Raw genomic sequence first — 16,733 nt, 5'->3', positions numbered from 1 at the left:
CGCGACGCTACGCCCGACCTCCGACACCCGTCCGGCCGAGCGTCTCGGCGACCGCGACGTCCCACGGGGTGGCGACCAGACCGAGCATGCGGGACGACGACGCGGTGTCCATGACGTAGGGCTGCGTGAAGTGGTCGGAGACGGACGCGACCTCCCGCAGCAGCGGCGACACGAGTCCGAGCGCACGCACGGCCGCCGCCGGCAGGGGCCGGATCCGCGCCGGCGGCCCGCCGACGGCGAACCTGTCGCCCAGCTCCAGCATCGTCAGCGGCTCCGCGGTGGGGACGTGCCAGCCGCGCCCCCAGGCGTCGGGCGTCCGCCCGGCGGCGACGAGCGTGCGGGCGAGGTCGGGCAGGTACGTCCAGCTGTGCGGTTGGTCGACGGCGGTGACCGTCCGCACGACCTTGCCGGCACGCAGCGGCTCCAGGAACCGCGGTCCGAGCACCGCCTGGGAGTCCGCGAAGGGCCCGAAGTAGTCGGCGGCGCGGACCTCGGTGACGCGCAGGTCGCCGGCGCGGTGGCGGGCTTCGGCGTCGCGCCACATCCGGGCGCGGACCATGCCCTTGCGCTCGGTGCTGTCGAGCGGCGTGTCCTCCGTCATCACGGCGCCGTGCGTCGCGTAGCCGTAGAGGTTGCCGACGGAGACGAGGACGGCGCCGGTCCGCGCTGCCGCGTCGAGCAGGGCAGCCCACAGCGGGGGCCAGTCGGTGGGCCAGCGGTGGTACGGCGGGGCCGCGCAGCTGTACAGCACGTCCGCGCCGCGGGCGGCAGCCACCAGGGCCGCGACGTCGGTGGCGTCGACGGCGGTGTGCGTGATCCTGCCCGTGGAGGTCCCGCCGGTGCGGCTGAGCACCAGGACGTCGGCTCCCTCGTCGGCGAGCTGGTGGGCCAGCGTGGTGCCGACGGCACCCTTGCCGACGATGACGTGGCGGGCCATGGCGTCTCCTCCGAATCGAACGAGAGCACCGCTCTCTGATGTGAGCAATGCTCGCACAAGCCGCTCACCCAAACAAGAGCAGTGCTCGCAGTTTGTCGACGGAGCAGGCACACTGGCGTCCGTGACCACGTCGACGAGACCGCCGCTGCGCGCAGACGACGACGGCCCCGAGCCGACGAGGCCTGCGCTCGGCGCCCGCGAACGAGCCCGCGCCGAGGTCATGGCCGAGCTGCTCGCCGCGGCCCGCGCCCGCCTCGAGAGCGACGGGTCAGCGGCGCTGAGCCTGCGGGCTGTCGCCCGCGACCTCGGTATGGCGTCGTCGGCGGTCTACCGCTACGTCCCCTCGCGCGACGCGCTGCTCACGCTGCTGATCATCGAGGCGTACGACGCCGTCGGCGAGGTTGCCGAGACGGCCGCGGCCGACGCGGACCGCGACCCCGCGCAGACGTGGCTGGAGGTCGCGCGCGCCGTGCGGCGGTGGGCCCTCGACCAGCCGTACTCGTTCGAGCTCATCTACGGCACCCCGGTCCGCGGCTATCGCGCCCCCGACGACACGGTGCGCCCGGCCGTGCGCCTGTGGGGGGTCATCATCGGCCTGCTCATGGCGGCGGCCGACGGAGGGACCCTCGACCCGGCCGGACCCGACTTCGACCCCACCGGGCGGATGGCACCCGAGGCGCTCGCCACCGCGGGCTTCACCGACCCGACGACCGTGTCCGACGAGGTCGCCCGGATCGCGGTCCGCTCGGGGACGCTGTTCACGTCCCTCGTCGGCGCGATCTCCGTCGAGCTGTTCGGCCACCTGCACCGCGTCGCCGACGACCACGCACGGTTCTTCGACGTCACGATCGCCACGGCGGCCGCGGGCGTCGGCCTGCGCATCACGCTGGACTGACCAGGAAATCACTGGCCGGATCGTCCGCCCGGACCCCACCCTGGTCCCCGCGGGCGCAGGTCGCCGGCGGGTCCGCGACGGGCCTGCCTCGGGAGGTTCGACTCCTCCGCTCGCGACCATCCACCGTCCGCCCCGCCAGCTCGGCCCCGAACCCTCTGCCCGCGGTACTGCGCCTGGTCCGCTCCGTGCAGATGCGCGGGGGCCCGACCGCCGTCCGACCTGCGAGCCTGTGCCGGGTTCTGGAGACGGCGCCGAGCGCATCCGTGTGACGGCGCTCAACCCGGTGCACGGACGTGTCGATGGGGAGGCGGCACACCCGCCGACGGCCGCTCCGTCGGTGGTCCCCCCGCACAGGAGAAGCGTGAGCAACCAGGATCCGTACCAGCAGCACCCGGGCGCGGGATGGCAGCCCTCGAACCCCGCCGGCCAGCCTCCGTACGGCCAGCCCGCGTACGGCCAGCCTGCGTACGGCCAGCCTCCGTACGGCCAGCCTGCGTACGGCCAGCCTCCGTACGGCCAGCCTGCGTACGGCCAGCCCGTGCCGGCGTACGCGACGATGCCCCCGTACGGCGCGCCCCCGCTCGGAGGGCCGGTCTACGGCGCTCCCGTCCACGCCTTCCCGGGGTACCCGGGCTTCGGCGCCGGGTTCACCTACGCCCACTGGATCCAGCGGGTCGGCGCGTACCTGCTCGACTCGCTGGCGATCGTCCCGTACCTCCTGGGCCTGCTGGTCATGTCGACGACGTCGGTCCCGGGCGTCGACGCCTACGGCAACGCGAGCAGCCAGCCCACCTCCACCGGGGCGCTCGCGTTCGGCATCGGCGCGCTGGTGACCCTGGTGCTGTGGGCGTGGAACCGCTGGGTGCGCGCGGGCCGCACGGGGCAGTCGTGGGGCAAGAAGGCGGTCGGCCTGACGCTGCAGCGCGACGTCACGGGTGAGCCGATCGGCGTGTGGATGGCGTTCGTGCGCGACGTCGCGCACTACGTCGACGGCATCCTCTACCTCGGGTACCTGTGGCCGTTGTGGGACGGCAAGCGCCAGACCTTCTCGGACAAGCTCACGAAGTCGGTCGTCGTCCGGTGACGTCCCGGACGGACGGCGCTCGCTCGGTCGCTGCGCCGTCGTGAGGATGTCCGACCCGGTCGGGCTGTGGTGGGACGCAGGCCTGGAGTGGTTCGACCGACGATGGGCGGCGCGCCGTGCCGCGGAGCTCCGGGCAGCGGTCGAGCGCCACGCTCGTCTGCCCGTCATCCCGTTGATCGTGCAGTTCGACGCGCGACTCCCGCACCCGGCCGCGGAGGTCTGGGAGCTCGTCGCGGGCGAGAGCCATGTGACGTGCGGGCCCGATCACGTCCTGGGGTTCACGCTGCCGAGCACCCGCGGTCGCGAGGAGGAGGTCGTCCGGTGCTGCGTCGTGCGGGCCCCGGACGGCGCCTGGACCGGCCGCCTCTCCACCCAGGGAGAGCTCGTCGAGGGATGGCGGGACGTGACGTTCGCGCTCAGCAGCGCCCACCCCAGTCGGTCCACCCTCACCCTGACGCCCGACGGCGACGACGCCTGCGTCCTGCGGTGGGACGTCGACACGGAGGCGCACCCGGGCACGGCGGCGCGAGAGCACGACGGGCTGGCCGACGAGATGCGTCGGGGAGTCGCGCGGGTCGCTGCGGCCCTGGCCCGCGATGAGCTCGACGAGTCCTGGAGCGTGACCCGGCCCTGCGTCGCCGACCGGCACGTCGACGTCGAGGTGTCGGTGGAGGCCGTCGTCCAGGCGACCCCGCAGGCGGCCTGGGCGGTCGTCGCCGACGCCGACCGCTTCGTGCCGGTGCCCGACGACCGCGCCGCCAGCTTCTCGGTGCCGGGGTCTCTCCGCGGCGAGCCCGGCGAGCTGGTGGGCGTCCTCCTGTGCCCCGGGCAGCAGGGTTCGACGGTCCTGTTCTGGCGCGTCGTCGCGCTGCTGCCGGGGCGGGCGGTCGTGTGGCGCACGCTGTCGACGGACGCGGCGCACGCCGCCCGTCGGGAGATCTCGATCGAGCCCGAGGGGGACGGCGTGCGCGTGTGCCTCACGGTGCGGGAGGGGACCCACCCGTCGGAGGCGCGATCGGTGCGGCGTCGGGTGCGGGCCGGCGGCGAGCGGTACCTGGAGCTGCTCCGAGCGGAGCTCGCTGATCCGCTACGCACCTAGCGCCGCTGCGCGTCCGTGAAGGCCCGTCGCACGACGCCCTCGGCGGCCTTGCCGAACATGCAGTAGTCGTCGTCCGTGGGCGCGTCGGCCTCGTCGTAGAGCTTCGCCGGCCAGTCCCAGAGCATGAAGCCGGAGACCCAGTCGCGGCGCGCGCACGCGGTGAACGCCGCCTCGTACCAGTCGACCTGCGCCTGCTCGGACGGGGCGCCGCGCAGGTTCCAGTCGTTGGGCAGGGCGGGGGAGCCGACGCGGCTGGGGCAGCCGGCCTCCATGAAGAAGAACGGCTTGCCGACGGCGGTCACGACGGGCTCGATGCGGTCGAGCTGGTTCTCCCAGTCGTTCACGGGGTAGTACCCGGACGACGAGATGACGTCGACGGCGTCCCACCAGCCGACGTGGTCCTCCTGGTACTTGTCGCAGTTGTACGTGACCAGGCCGTCGTAGACCGCCCGGACCTCGGCGACCAGCGCACGCCACTCGGCCTCGCGGCGGTCGGTCTGCACCATCTCGCAGCCGATGCAGAGCATCTCGGCGCCCTCCTCGGCCGCGATGCGCGCGTGGTGGACGATGAACTCCGTGTAGCTGGCGAACCACTCGGACCACTTCGGCTCCGGGGGGACGTCGAGGTCGAAGAAGTTGATGTGCGCGCGCCACGTCCCGTTCCGGACGTTGACGACGGGCTTCAGGCAGACCTTCAGGCCGCGTGCCTTGGCCTCCCGGACGGCCCACCGGACCTCGTCGTCGGTGACCGTGGGCTCGTCCCGGAACTGGATCCGGGTCGACTGCGGGTGGTCCTGGAGGGCGGCGAGGGTGATCGCGGTCCAGCTCACGCCGAGCCGCTCGACCATGAGATCCATCGACCGCACGGCGTCGGGACCTCCCCAGGTGCCGCGCACCCCGGTCCAGCCCCACGTCATGCCTGCCACGTAGCCGAGGTCGCCCACGCCGTCTCCTTCGATCGTCGAGGAGCACACCCTACGACTTTCTTAGAGCGACGAACAAAGTGCCCGTGCGCGAACCAGGACCGCGTCGAGCATCTGTGGCGTCAGCCGACCGGTGAAGGTGTTCTGCTGGCTGACGTGGAAGCAGCCGAGGAGCACGAGCTCGGCACCGTCGGGTCCGGCGAGGACGAGCTCCACGCCGTGGCCGAACGCAGGCCGCGGACGGGGCACCGCCCAGCCCTGCTCGGCCAGCGTCGTGAGCAGCGCCTGCCACCCGAAGCCGCCGAGCACCACGACGACCCGGGGGCGGACGAGAGCCAGCTCCCGGCCGAGGAACGGCCCGCACGTGCGCCGCTCCTGCGGCGTGGGCGCGTTGGCGGGCGGGGCGCACCGGACCGGAGCCGTGACGCGGACGTCCGTGAGGGTGAGGCCGTCGTCGCGCGACGTCGACGTGGCCTGCGACGCGAACCCCGTGCGGTGCATCGCCGCGAAGAGGAAGTCGCCCGACCGGTCGCCGGTGAACATCCGGCCGGTGCGGTTGGCACCGTGCGCCGCGGGGGCCAGGCCGACGACGAGCACCTGCGCCTCCGGGTCGCCGAACCCCGGGACCGGCCGCGCCCAGTACGTCTCGTCGCGGAACGCCGCCCGCTTCTCGACGCCGACGAGCTCGCGCCACGCGACGAGCCGCGGGCACGCACGGCACTGCGGGACGACGGCGTCGAGTGCCGCGAGGTCGGGTGCCGCGGCGGCGGCACGGGCGACGTCGTCGGCGGTCGACGGCACCCGGGACGCGCTGTCGTGCGGCTCGTTCACACCAGCACCGTACGGCCGTCGGCTGTCGACGGGCGCGGCGGCGGCCGCGGGGGAGGCCCCCGATCACCGAGCTCGGCTAGGCGTCGAGCATCCTGTCGAGCAGGTCGAGGGCCGAGCCGGCCGACGACACCGACCGCGGCCCGTCGTCGATCTCCCGCCCGTCCCGGGTCGTGAGGATCCACCCCGAGATCGCGATCACGGGCACGCCCGTGCGCACCGCGAGCGCCGTCTCGCTGAGCGTTCCCCAGGACCCGCCGACGCTGACGACGACGTCGCAGGACCGCACCAGCAGACCGTTGCGCAGCTCGCCGAGGCCGGTCGGGACGGCGACCGTGACGTACGGGTTCGCGTCCGCCCGGTCGGTCCCGGGCAGCAGACCGAGGACGGTCCCACCGGCACGGGCGGACCCCCGCGCGACGGCCTCCATGACCCCGCCGAGCCCGCCGCAGACCACGACGTGCCCGCGCTCGGCCAGCCCGCGCCCGAGCGACTCGGCCTCGTCGAGCTCGCGCTCGTCGGCAGACGACGGCCCGACCACCCCGACGTGTGCCACGGCCGCCTCAGCTGAAGCGGTCCGGGTCGCCTGCACCGACGCGGACGACCTCGGGAGCGCCTTCCGTCCAGTCGACGACCGTGGTGGGCTCGGTGCCGCAGTCGCCGGCGTCGACGACGGCGTCGAGCACCAGGTCCAGCTCCTCCTTGATCTGCCAGCCCTCGACCATCGGCCACTCGGCGCCGGGCATGAGCAGGGTGCTGGACAGGAGGGGTTCGCCGAGCTCGCGCAGGATCGCCTGCGCCACCGGGTGGTCGGGGATGCGCACGCCGACGGACCGCTTCTTGGCGTGCGCCAGGCGGCGGGGCACCTCGGGGGTGGCCGGGAGGATGAACGTGTACGGGCCGGGGGTCACGGCCTTGATGGCCCGGAACGCGCTGTTGTCCAGGTGCACCAGCTGCCCGAGCTGTGCGAAGTCGGCGCAGACGAGCGTGAAGTGGTGCCGGTCGTCGAGGTGCCGGATGGTGCGGATGCGGTCCACCCCGGCGTGGTTGTCGATGCGGGCGCCGAGCGCGTAGCAGGAGTCGGTCGGGTAGGCGATGAGCGCGTCGTTGCGGAGCAGCTCGACCACCTGCGCGATCGACCGCGGCTGGGGGTTCTCGGGGTGGACGTCGAAGTACCGGGCCATGGGGACGAGGCTACGGCTTGTGCGGGGCGACACCCCGGACCTGGTCGGCCGCGAACCGCTCGTGCGACGCGGCCAGCTTGGCCCGCGCGGCCTCGCCCAGGTCGACCCCCAGGACGTCGGCCAGGCACACGAGGTAGACGAGGACGTCGGCCATCTCCTCGGCGACGCGCTCGTGCCGGTCCGGCGACGAGAACCGCTCGACCGCCTCGTGCGCGGGCACCCACTGGAACAGCTCGGCCAGCTCGCCGACCTCCCCGACGAGCGCGAGGATCACCGACTTCGGGTCGTGGAACTGCTGCCAGTCGCGTTCGGTGCTGAACTCCCGGACGAGGCGGGTCAGCTCGGCGATCTCGGGTTCGCTCACGCGGGGACCAGGTGGTCGGGGCAGACCTCGAACCGGTCGGGCTCGATGGTCAGCTCCGCGCGGCCGCCGGTGATCGAGCGCAGGTCCAGCACGTACCGGGCGAGCTCGGCCTCCGGCACGGACGCCTCGATGAGCACCAGGCCGTCGTCGAGGGACGTGGTCGCGTTGATGTGACCGCGGCGGGCGGACAGGTCGCTCATCACGTCGCCCTGCGCCGCCATCGGCACCGTGACCGACACGTGGCTGATCGGTTCGAGGACGGTCGTGCCGGCCGCGTGCAGAGCCTCGCGGACACCGGTCGCGGCGGCCGTCCGGAACGCCATGTCGGAGGAGTCCACCGAGTGCGACTTGCCGTCGTAGACCTCGACGCGCAGGTCGACCACGGGGTACCCGTGCGGACCGCCGGACGCCATCGCCTCGACGACCCCCTTGTGCACGGCCTGGACGTAGGTGCGGGGGATCGCCCCGCCGACGATCGCGTCGACGAACTCGAACCCGGTCCCGCTCGGCAGCGGGGAGACCCGCAGCTGCACCACGGCGAACTGCCCGTGCCCGCCCGACTGCTTCTTGACCTTGCCCTCGGCCTCGACCGGCTTCCGGATCGTCTCCCGGTACCCGACGGGCACCGGCGACGTGCTCACGTGCACCCCGAACACGCGGGCCAGCCGCTCCAGGGCCACGGTCAGGTGGGTGTCGCCGAGGCCGCGCAGGACCGTGCTGTCACCGGACCGGTCCACGCGCAGCGTGGGGTCCTCGGCGGTCAGCCGGGCCAGCGCGGCGGAGAGGCGGTCGTCGTCGGACTGGGTGAGCGGTGCGAGGGCGAGCGCGTACACGGTCGCCCGCTCGCGCGGGGGCCGGGCGGTCATCGACGCGCCCGGCCCGGTCCGCTCCGCCAGCAGGGTCCCCGACGGGGTGCCCGTGAGCTTGGCGACGGCACCGATCTGCCCCGCCGGCACCGCGTCGACCGGCAGGTGCTCCTTGCCGCGCAGCCGGAACAGCCCGGGGATGCGCTCCTCCGTGCGGGTCGCCGTGTTGAGCAGCCGGTCGCCGTTGCGGACCGTGCCGGACAGGACGCGGAACATGGTCACCTGACCGACGAACGGGTCGGCGAGCGTCCGGAACGCGTACAGCAGCGTCGGGCCGGCCGGGTCGGCGGCGACCTCGACCTCGGTCTTCCCCGCCTGCACGCGCGCGGTCCGGTCCGACGGTGACGGCCCCAGCTCGCACAGCAGGTCCGCCAGCCGGTCGACGCCCACCCCGGTGACCCCCGACGCCATGACGACCGGGAACGCCTCGCCCGCGAGGACCTCGTGCGCGAGCGTGGTCTCCAGCTCCTGCGGGGTCGGCACCTCGCCCGACAGGTACCGCTCGAGCTGGTCGTCGTCGTGCGCGACGATCTCCTCGGTGATCTCGTCGTGCAGCCGGTGCTCCTCGTCGGCGAGGCCCGCCGGCAGCGCCTCCGTGTGGTGGTGGCCGTCGCCGTCGTACGCGAGGCCCTCCTCGCTGAGCACGTCGGCGACGCCCGTGAACGCGGTCTCCTCGCCCAGCGGCAGCTCGAGGGGGACCAGCCCGTCGCCGAACGCCGCGCGCAGGTCCGCCAGCACGTGCCGGAAGTCCGCCCGCGCCTTGTCCTCCTTGGTGACGACGACCATGCGCGGCAGCCCGGCGTCGGCCGCGAGCCGCCAGGCCGTGTGCGTGCCGGCCTGCACCCCGTCGACCGCGCTGACCACGATCAGCGCCAGGTCCGCCGCGGCGAGCGCCGCGTCGACCGACCCCGCGAAGTCCGCCGACCCGGGGGTGTCCAGCAACGTCACGTCGTACGCGTTGCCGTCGGTCGCGGTCCACGGAAAGGGGGCGACGCCGAGGCCCAGGGAGATGCCGCGCGCGATCTCCTCCGGCTCGTGGTCGCTCACTGTCGAGCCGTCCTCGACGCGGCCGGTCCGGGTCAGCACGCCGGCCCGGTGCAGCAGGGCCTCCGTGAGAGTCGTCTTGCCCGACCCGACGGCGCCCAGCAGCGCCACGGTGCGGATCCTCGGCGTCGCTGCCATGGTTCTTCTCCCCGTCCGGGTCCAGAACGCCACCCTAGGACGCCACGAGCCCGGGACGCGAGGCGTCCCGGGCTCGAGGTGGTGCGGTGTGCTGGTGTCAGCTGGCCGCGAGGATGTCCACGACGAAGATCAGCGTGGAGCCCGCGGGGATGGACTCGCTCGCCTGGTCGCCGTAGCCCAGCGCCGGCGGGATGACCAGGAGCACCTGGCTGCCGACGGTCTGGCCGGCGAGGCCCTGCGTCCAGCCCGGGATGACGCCGGTGAGCGCGAACTGCACGGGCTCGCCCGAGTCCCAGGACGAGTCGAACTGCGTGCCGTCCCAGAGCCAGCCGGTGTAGTTGACGGTGAGCGTCTGGTCCTCGGTCACCTCGGCGCCGGTGCCCTTGATGAGGGGCTGCACGACGAGCTCGGTCGGTGCCGGGCCGGCGACCGGGGTGATCGACGGCTTGCCGTCGGCGTCCAGCGTGACGGTCGGCAGGCCTGCGGCGGGCGTCACGGCCTCACCCTCGGGGCCGTCGAGCGGCTTCGGGGTGTCCTTGGCCTCGACGACCTCGCCGACGACGACGTTGGTGCCGGCCTCGGCGGGGAGGGCGAACAGGATGCGGACGCCGACCTTCTGGCCGACGAGCGCGTCGTGCAGCTCGGGGAGCAGGTTCTCGTCCGCGACGATCTTCTCGGGCGCCGTCGCGTACGTGTCGCCGAGCTCGCTGCCGTCCGCGCCGTTGACGGCGGTCGTCTGGATGGAGAGGGTCTGGCCCTCCTCGATGACGTCGCCGTCACCCTCGTCGACCACGCGCACCGTGAGGGCGGAGACCTCGAACGGCGTCTCCGGGAGCGTGATGGTGGGCTTGCTGCCGGCCTCGCCCTCGACCTCGACCTTGGCGAGCGCCGCCACGTCGGCCGGGTTCGCGGTCGACGTCGTCGACGACGAGGGCGACGGGTCGTCGCCGGAGCCTCCGGCGCAGGCGGTCAGCGCGAGGCCGAGGGACAGGGTGAGGGCTGCTGCGGCGAGGCCGCGGCGGGCGGTGGTCGTGCGGCGCACGAGGGTCCTCCGTCGGGTTCGGGTCCCGCCCGGGGAGGCGGCGGACCTCGGCACGGTACGCGAGATTGCTGGGAGTCTGCTGAGTGGGCCGCGCAGCGAGCGGCCCGAAACGGTTCAGTCGGTCACAGCAGGCGGCGGTCGTGCTCGCGGACCACGCGCAGCCAGCGGTACCCGTAGCCGTCCAGCTCGACCTCCGTGCGGCCCTTCGCGTCGATGGTGCACGAGCCGTCCTGGAGCAGGTCGACCAGCCGGACGGTGTCGTCGCAGTCGGCGAGCTGCAACGGCACCATCGCGGGCTCGGTGCCCAGGTTGTGCAGCGCGACGAGCGACCCGTCGTCCCAGGTGCTGCGGTGGGCGAGGACGGCCGGGTGCGGCTGGTCGAGGATCTCCGCGCGGGTGGTCCAGCCGAGCTCGGGGCACTCGCGGTACCGCCGGACCAGGAGCTGCACGAAGGTCAGGAGCGAGTCGGGGTCGCGCCGCTGGTCGGCGACGTTGACGTGCTCGGGGGCGAAGCCGCCCTCGGTGACCGGCCCGGACAGCGACCGCTTCGGCGCACGGGAGAACCCGCCGTTGAGACCCGACGTCCACTGCATCGGGGTGCGGACCGCGAGCCGTCCCTCGGCCGCCAGGTTCTCGCCCATGCCGATCTCCTCGCCGTAGAAGAGCACGGGGGTGCCGGGCAGGGAGAAGAGCAGCGAGTAGACCATCCGGATGCGGCGAGGGTCGCCGCCGAGCATCGTCGGGAGGCGTCGGCGCAGGCCGCGGTCGTAGAGCTGCATGTCGGGGTCCGGGCCGAAGGCGGCGAACACCTCCTGCTTCTCGTCCTCCGCGAGCTTGTCCAGGGTGAGCTCGTCGTGGTTGCGCACGAACGTGGCCCACTGGGCGTCGTGCGGGATCTCCGGCCGTGCGTCGAGGGCCTTCGCGATGGGCCGCGCGTCCTGCCGGGCGAGCGCCAGGTACAGGTTCTGCATCCCGATGAAGTCGAACTGGAGGGTCAGCTGGTCGCTGTCCGCGCCGTCGCCGCCGAAGTAGAGCTTCTGCTCCTCGTACGGCAGGTTGACCTCGCCCATGAGGATCGCGTCGCCCACCCGACGGGTCAGGAACGCTCGCAGCTCCTTGAGGAAGTCGTGCTTGTCCTCGACCTTGTCGCCCGGGGTCTTGGCGGCGTCGGCCAGGAAGAACGGCACGGCGTCGACGCGGAAGCCGCTCAGGCCGAGCTCCGCCCAGTACCCGATGACCTTCGCGATCGCGTCCCTGACCTGCGGGTTCGCCGTGTTCAGGTCCGGCTGCTGGTGGTAGAAGGTGTGCCGGTACCACTCGCCGGTGGCGTCGTTCTTGGTCCAGATGCCCGTCTCCTTGTCGGGGAAGACGACCTTGTCCTTCGTCGACGGTGGCTTGTCCGTGCGCCACACGTAGAAGTCGTGGAACGGGCTGTCCTTGCTCCTGCGAGCGCTCTGGAACCACGGGTGCTTCTCGGAGGTGTGGTTCACGACGAGGTCGACGATCACCCGGATCCCGCGGTCCTTCGCGGTGCGGATCACCTCGACCAGGTCGCCCGCGTCGCCGAGGCGAGGGTCGACCCCGTAGAAGTCGGAGATGTCGTAGCCGTCGTCGTAGTCCGCCGTCGGGTAGAACGGCGTGAGCCACAGGCACGTGACGCCGAGGTCGGCCAGGTGGTCGATGCGCTGGACCAGCCCCGGCAGGTCGCCGATGCCGTCGTCGTTCCAGTCCATGAACGTCTCGACGTCCAGGCAGTAGATGACGGCGTTCTTCCACCAGAGGTCGCCGGTGTCGTGGATCCTCATGCGGTCACCTGCTTCAGCTGGGGGAGGAGGTGCTCGGCGGCCATGTCGACGAACGCGTCGAGGGTCGCGCTGCGCGGGGTGCGCGTGGGCGCGGCGTCGTCGTGCTTCTCGTCGCTCGGGGCGGGGTCCGTCGCGACCTGGTGCAGGTAGACGGCGTCGAAGCCGATGGCCACGAGCTCGCTGATGCGGTCGGCCAGGCGCGCCGGGTCGTGGTCGACGAGCACGCTGCGGTGCAGGGCGTCGTCGCCGACGTGCTGGCCGAGGGAGTCGAACGCCTCGGGGGTGTCCAGGTCCCACGCCACCGGCGGACCGAACACCTGGCCGGCCATCTGGTCCCGGGCCACGGCGAGCGCGGTCTCCGCGGACGGCGCCCACGACACGTGCACCTGCAGGTTCAGCGCGCCGCGCCCACCCGCGTCGCGGTACTCCTGCACCACCTGCTCGAGGACCTCGGGCGGCTGGTTGACCGTGACGAGCCCGTCGGCCCAGGAGGCGTGCGCGCGGGCCGTCGCGGGCGTCACCGCGGGGCCGATGAGCAGCGGCTTGGTGTCGGGGAGCGTCCACAGCTTGGCGCGGTCCACCGTGACCAGCCCGTCGTGCGTGACCTCCTCGCCGTCCAGCAGCGCCCGGATCACCTCGACGCACTCGCGCAGACGAGCGTCCCGCTCCGCCTTCGCGGGCCAGCGCCCGCCGGTGATGTGCTCGTTGACGTTCTCGCCCGAGCCCAGCGCCACCCAGAACCGTCCGGGGAACATCGCGGCCAGCGTCGCCGCGGCCTGCGCGATGATCGCCGGGTGGTACCGCTGGCCCGGTGCGTTCACGGCGCCGAGCGGCAGCCCGGTCGTCGCCAGCGCCGCGCCGAGCCACGTCCAGGCGAACCCGGAGTGCCCCTGCCGGACCGACCAGGGCGCCCAGTGGTCCGAGCACATGGCGGCGTCGAACCCGGCCTGCTCCGCGCGCTGGGTGGCCGCGAGGAGGGCTGCGGGGTGGACCTGCTCGTGCGAGTTGTGGAATCCGACGATGGTCATGGGGATCGGTTCTACCCGCTGTCGGGCTCCTGCGCGCGGTGAGCGGCCGTGCACAGGCCGATGAACGCGCCCAGCTCTGCGAGGGTCTCCGGGCGGGTGGGCAGGTAGTCGGTCAGGCGGGCGGAGCGCACGACGACCGCGCACCACTGCGCGCGCGAGACGGCCACGTTGAGCCGGTTGCGGTTCAGCAGGAACTCCATCCCGCGGGGGACCTCGTCGGCCGACGACGCGCACAGGGTGACCAGGACGACGGCCGCCTGCTGCCCCTGGAACCTGTCGACGGTCCCCACGCGCACGTCCGTGATGCCCGCGGCCTCCAGGGCGCGCCGGACGGTCCAGACCTGCGCGTTGTACGGAGCGACCACGAGGATGTCGTGCCCGGTCAGCGGCCGGGTGGTGCCGTCGGTCCACGCGCGGCCGAGCAGGCCACGGACCTGCTCGACGACCACCGCGGCCTCCTCGGGCGACGACACCGCGTTGCCGGCGTGCTCGACGACGATCGTCCGCAGCCCCGGCGCGACCCCGTCGAGCGACCGCTGGGCCGTCTCCGGGACCGCGGCGAGCCGGTCCTCGTACGACAGGTGCGAGACGGCCGCGCAGAGCTCCGGGTGCATCCGCCACGTGCGGGCCAGGAAGTAGCCGAGCTCGTCGGGCAGCGTGTCGGCGCCGTCGACGAGCCAGCCGAGCGCGGACCGGTCCACCGGCTCCGGGTGCCGGCCCTGGGTCACCTGCGGCAGCTGCTGCGGGTCACCGAGGAGCAGCAGGTTCCGCGCCGCCGTCGACACGGCGATCGTGTCCGCGAGCGAGAACTGGCCCGCCTCGTCGATGACCAGCAGGTCGAACAGGCCGTCAGGCACCCGGTCCCTGCTGGTGAAGTCCCACTTCGTGCCGCCGATGACGAAGCCGCCGGGCTGGCGGGCGTGGAACGCGACCGCGTGCCGGCCCTGCGGCAGGGACTCCCACACGGCGTCGTCGGGGTGCGTGTCCTGCGCCTTCTTGCCGATGTGCTCCGCCGCGAGCCCGGCGTCGTTCACCGCACGCAGCAGGTTCTCGACCACCGCGTGCGACTGCGCGACCACGCCCACCTTCCAGCCCTGCGCCGCGAGCGCCGCGACGACGTGACCGCCGGTGTAGGTCTTGCCGGTGCCCGGTGGTCCCTGCACGGCCAGGTACGAGCCGTCCAGGTCGAGCACCGCGTCGATGATCGCCTCCGTGGTGCCGGTGACGTCGTCGGGCCGGGGGAGCGGGAGCGCCCGGGTGCGCGGCGGGACGCGGCGCAGCAGGTCGACGGCCGGCAGCGGTGGCAGGGCGTCGCCGAGGCCCTCCACCAAGGTGCGGATGGCGGCGACGATGGTCGTCGTCTGCGGCGGTGCCGACGGCGCGAGAGCCATCGGCAGGCAGGGCTCCGGGACCGCGTTCTTGGGGAGCCGTTCGACGATCCGCAGGACGTCGCGGGTTCCCGACGACGAGTCCGGTGCGCGCTGCGAGGTCACCTCGAGGATCTCGACGCTCTGCGTCCACCCGCGGTGCCCGGTGGTCGAGGTCTTCGCGTAGGTGGGCGGGGCGTCGTACAGCGCGTACGCCTTGCTGCCCGCGCGCAGGTCGCTGCCTGGTTCGAGGTGGCCCGCGACCCGCAGCACCCGGCTGAAGGTCTGCCTGCCGGGGCCGATGCCCCAGTCCTCCAGCACCTCCGGCGTCCCGTCGACGAGCAGCGTGCCGCGCGGGTCCATCCACTCCGCCGGGTCGGCCTGGAGCCGGTCGAAGTGCGCCCACCAGAACGGCTTCTCCTCGCGTCGGTGATAGCCGACGGCGGCGGCGAGCATCCGGAGCGCCTGCGCGTCGCGCGGGTCCTCGAGCCGCTCGGCCCGCGCCAGGACGTCGAGCACCAGCGGGTCGTCCTCCGCGGGCTCGGCGACGTCGGGCACCGCGGACCCCGTCGGCGCGGGACCGTGCGCGAGCAACCAGTCGCGCAGCCGCAGGGTCGACTCGCAGTCGTACCGGTTGTACTCGCCGATCTCGTCGAGCTTCGCCCGCCAGGCGGTCTCGTTGCCGGCGTCACGCAGGTCGCACGCCTCCGCGTACTCGGTGATGGAGTCGGTGGCGGTCGTCACCGCCGACCCCTCCCGCGTCCGGGAGCCCATGTACAGCGGCTCCAGCTTCTTCAGCGAGTACGAGCTGCTGCCCACGCGCAGGCCGCGGCGCACCGTCGCGTACAGGTCGACCAGCACGCCGTCGCGCAGCAGCTGGTCGACCGCGTCCTCGCCGACGCCGTGCCGGCCCGCGAGCCGGAGCAGCGCCGACCGCTCGTACGGGGCGTAGTGGTAGACGTGCATGCCCGGGTGCGCCGCGCGGCGCTTCTCGACGTAGGCCAGGAAGTCGACGAACGCCTGCTTCTCCTGTGCGCGGTCGTGCGCCCAGAACGGCCGGAACGCACCGCCCGCCTCCACCACCCCGAACAGGTACTCCAGCCCCCAGTCGGCGGGCTCGTCGGCGGCGACCGAGTCGTCGGTCCAGAGCGGGTCGCCCTCGAAGTCGAAGAAGATGTCGCCCGTGTCCGGCTCCGGCAGGTCGCTGATCGCCGCGGGCTCGACGACCTCGAAGACGAGGGGCTCCGGCGCGCTCTCCTGCCGGACCTGGAGGGCGGCCTGCCGGCGCAGGTCGGCCAGCGTCGCGACGCCGATGCCGGCCACCGCGCCGGTGCTCGTCGCCAGCTGGTCGATCGTGCGGACCCCGGCCGCCGCCAGCCGTGCGCGCTGCGTCGACCGCATCCCTGCCACCAGCAGGACGTCGCGGTGCGCCACGACCTGCGCGGTGCAGGCCACGCACCGCCCGCACGCCCGGTAGCGGGCATCGCCCCAGGTCACCGGCGTCTGCGCGGTGCGGTGCGCGTCGAGCAGGTCCTCCAGGCGGGCGCGGCGCTCGCGGTAGAGCGGCAGCAGGTCCGCGAGGCGGTGGCTGGACCGGGACCGGTCGCCCAGGACGAGGTGCACGTCGTCGGTCACCGGGACGCCCGCGCTGAGCAGCTGGTCCGCGTACGCCGTCAGCTGCAGCAGCGCCGTGACCTTCACGCTGCGCGCGAGCTTGGTGTCGAGCACCGCCCAGCGATCGCCCTCGCGCACCACGAAGTCGGCCCAGCCGGTGAACCGCCCGTCGAAGAACCCGGCCTGGTAGACGACGTCCGCGTCCGACGACAACGCCGCGAGCGTCGAGGCCTGCACGCGTTCGAGCGCGGCCCGGTCGTCGGCCTCGTCGAACCGCGGACGCGCGATCGTGACGACGTCGCCCGACGCGCGGTACGCGGCGAGGACCGCACGCTCGTGGGCCGTACCCAGCGCCGACACCCGGGCCAGCATCGCGTCCGCAGCGAGCGGCGCCGGCGGCGACCAGCCGAGGCCGCCGTCGAGGTCGCTGAGCACGGCGAGCTCGCAGGCGGCGGCGTTGGCGAGGTCGCTCGGGCTGAGGACGAGGCCACCGTCGGCGAGAAGGAACATGCGCC

At 73.5% G+C, this 16,733-nt stretch carries 14 protein-coding genes; 3 read left to right on the top strand and 11 right to left on the bottom strand.

Annotated features, from left to right (window positions below):
* Positions 1 to 7: 7 nt before the first annotated feature.
* Positions 8 to 937, bottom strand: a complete 930-nt coding sequence (locus CTE05_RS12270) for an NAD-dependent epimerase/dehydratase family protein (RefSeq protein ID WP_146846517.1) — start codon at positions 935 to 937, stop codon at positions 8 to 10.
* 121 nt (positions 938 to 1,058) lie between these two features.
* On the opposite strand from CTE05_RS12270, the gene CTE05_RS12265 reads away from it, so the two are divergent.
* The 3 genes from CTE05_RS12265 (at position 1,059) to CTE05_RS12255 (ending at position 4,015) form a co-directional block, all read left to right on the top strand.
* Positions 1,059 to 1,832, top strand: coding sequence for a TetR-like C-terminal domain-containing protein (locus tag CTE05_RS12265; RefSeq protein ID WP_222595476.1), 774 nt, complete (start codon positions 1,059 to 1,061; stop codon positions 1,830 to 1,832).
* 361 nt (positions 1,833 to 2,193) lie between these two features.
* Positions 2,194 to 2,916 carry an RDD family protein gene (locus CTE05_RS12260; protein WP_146846515.1) on the top strand — a complete coding sequence of 241 codons (723 nt, stop codon included), beginning with the start codon at positions 2,194 to 2,196 and terminating at the stop codon, positions 2,914 to 2,916.
* Positions 2,917 to 2,962: 46 nt separating this feature from the next.
* Positions 2,963 to 4,015 carry an SRPBCC family protein gene (locus tag CTE05_RS12255; RefSeq protein WP_146846514.1) on the top strand — a complete coding sequence of 351 codons (1,053 nt, stop codon included), beginning with the start codon at positions 2,963 to 2,965 and terminating at the stop codon, positions 4,013 to 4,015.
* Here the strand turns inward: CTE05_RS12255 and CTE05_RS12250 are convergent.
* From CTE05_RS12250 to CTE05_RS12205, 10 genes are all read right to left on the bottom strand, one after another.
* Positions 4,012 to 4,959: a glycoside hydrolase family 113 gene (locus CTE05_RS12250; protein WP_443092665.1), complete on the bottom strand. Its 948-nt coding sequence runs from the start codon at positions 4,957 to 4,959 to the stop codon at positions 4,012 to 4,014. The two genes, CTE05_RS12255 and CTE05_RS12250, sit on opposite strands and share 4 nt — an antisense overlap.
* 42 nt (positions 4,960 to 5,001) lie before the next feature.
* Positions 5,002 to 5,769: a uracil-DNA glycosylase gene (locus CTE05_RS12245; RefSeq protein WP_371863370.1), complete on the bottom strand. Its 768-nt coding sequence runs from the start codon at positions 5,767 to 5,769 to the stop codon at positions 5,002 to 5,004.
* 76 nt (positions 5,770 to 5,845) lie between these two features.
* A complete protein-coding gene (locus CTE05_RS12240) occupies positions 5,846 to 6,322 on the bottom strand; it encodes a TIGR00725 family protein (RefSeq protein ID WP_146846512.1) in 477 nt (158 codons plus the stop codon).
* A gap of 7 nt (positions 6,323 to 6,329) precedes the next feature.
* Entirely contained in the window at positions 6,330 to 6,950 is a 621-nt protein-coding gene (locus CTE05_RS12235; protein WP_146846510.1) for an L-threonylcarbamoyladenylate synthase, read from the bottom strand.
* 10 nt (positions 6,951 to 6,960) lie between these two features.
* Positions 6,961 to 7,314: a nucleotide pyrophosphohydrolase gene (locus tag CTE05_RS12230; RefSeq protein ID WP_146846508.1), complete on the bottom strand. Its 354-nt coding sequence runs from the start codon at positions 7,312 to 7,314 to the stop codon at positions 6,961 to 6,963.
* Positions 7,311 to 9,362: an elongation factor G gene (locus CTE05_RS12225; protein WP_146846506.1), complete on the bottom strand. Its 2,052-nt coding sequence runs from the start codon at positions 9,360 to 9,362 to the stop codon at positions 7,311 to 7,313. Before CTE05_RS12225 ends, CTE05_RS12230 begins: the two co-directional genes overlap by 4 nt.
* Positions 9,363 to 9,459: 97 nt before the next feature.
* On the bottom strand, positions 9,460 to 10,404 hold the full coding sequence (locus CTE05_RS12220) for an FKBP-type peptidyl-prolyl cis-trans isomerase (protein WP_146846504.1): 945 nt from the start codon (positions 10,402 to 10,404) through the stop codon (positions 9,460 to 9,462).
* Positions 10,405 to 10,526: 122 nt separating this feature from the next.
* A complete protein-coding gene (locus CTE05_RS12215; protein ID WP_146846502.1) occupies positions 10,527 to 12,209 on the bottom strand; it encodes an alpha-amylase family protein in 1,683 nt (560 codons plus the stop codon).
* A complete protein-coding gene (locus tag CTE05_RS12210) occupies positions 12,206 to 13,237 on the bottom strand; it encodes a TIGR03885 family FMN-dependent LLM class oxidoreductase (protein WP_146846500.1) in 1,032 nt (343 codons plus the stop codon). Before CTE05_RS12210 ends, CTE05_RS12215 begins: the two co-directional genes overlap by 4 nt.
* Before the next feature lie 11 nt (positions 13,238 to 13,248).
* Positions 13,249 to 16,728, bottom strand: coding sequence for a TM0106 family RecB-like putative nuclease (locus CTE05_RS12205; RefSeq protein WP_146846498.1), 3,480 nt, complete (start codon positions 16,726 to 16,728; stop codon positions 13,249 to 13,251).
* Positions 16,729 to 16,733: the final 5 nt, after the last annotated feature.

It is taken from the genome of Cellulomonas terrae (genome assembly GCF_007990265.1).
In the GTDB taxonomy this organism is placed as follows: domain Bacteria; phylum Actinomycetota; class Actinomycetes; order Actinomycetales; family Cellulomonadaceae; genus Cellulomonas; species Cellulomonas terrae.
The sequence above is the reverse complement of the archived record's forward strand: the minus strand, read 5'-3'. Positions and strand labels throughout refer to the sequence as shown.

What these genes read in the sequence shown, in the direction of transcription:
- CTE05_RS12215 (WP_146846502.1), bottom strand. Translation starts at nt 12,209, where the DNA reads ATGAGGATCCACGACACCGGCGACCTCTGGTGGAAGAACGCCGTCATC.
- CTE05_RS12235 (WP_146846510.1), bottom strand. Translation starts at nt 6,950, where the DNA reads ATGGCCCGGTACTTCGACGTCCACCCCGAGAACCCCCAGCCGCGGTCG.
- CTE05_RS12210 (WP_146846500.1), bottom strand. Translation starts at nt 13,237, where the DNA reads ATGACCATCGTCGGATTCCACAACTCGCACGAGCAGGTCCACCCCGCA.
- CTE05_RS12270 (WP_146846517.1), bottom strand. Translation starts at nt 937, where the DNA reads ATGGCCCGCCACGTCATCGTCGGCAAGGGTGCCGTCGGCACCACGCTG.
- CTE05_RS12225 (WP_146846506.1), bottom strand. Translation starts at nt 9,362, where the DNA reads ATGGCAGCGACGCCGAGGATCCGCACCGTGGCGCTGCTGGGCGCCGTC.
- CTE05_RS12205 (WP_146846498.1), bottom strand. Translation starts at nt 16,728, where the DNA reads ATGTTCCTTCTCGCCGACGGTGGCCTCGTCCTCAGCCCGAGCGACCTC.
- CTE05_RS12255 (WP_146846514.1), top strand. Translation starts at nt 2,963, where the DNA reads ATGTCCGACCCGGTCGGGCTGTGGTGGGACGCAGGCCTGGAGTGGTTC.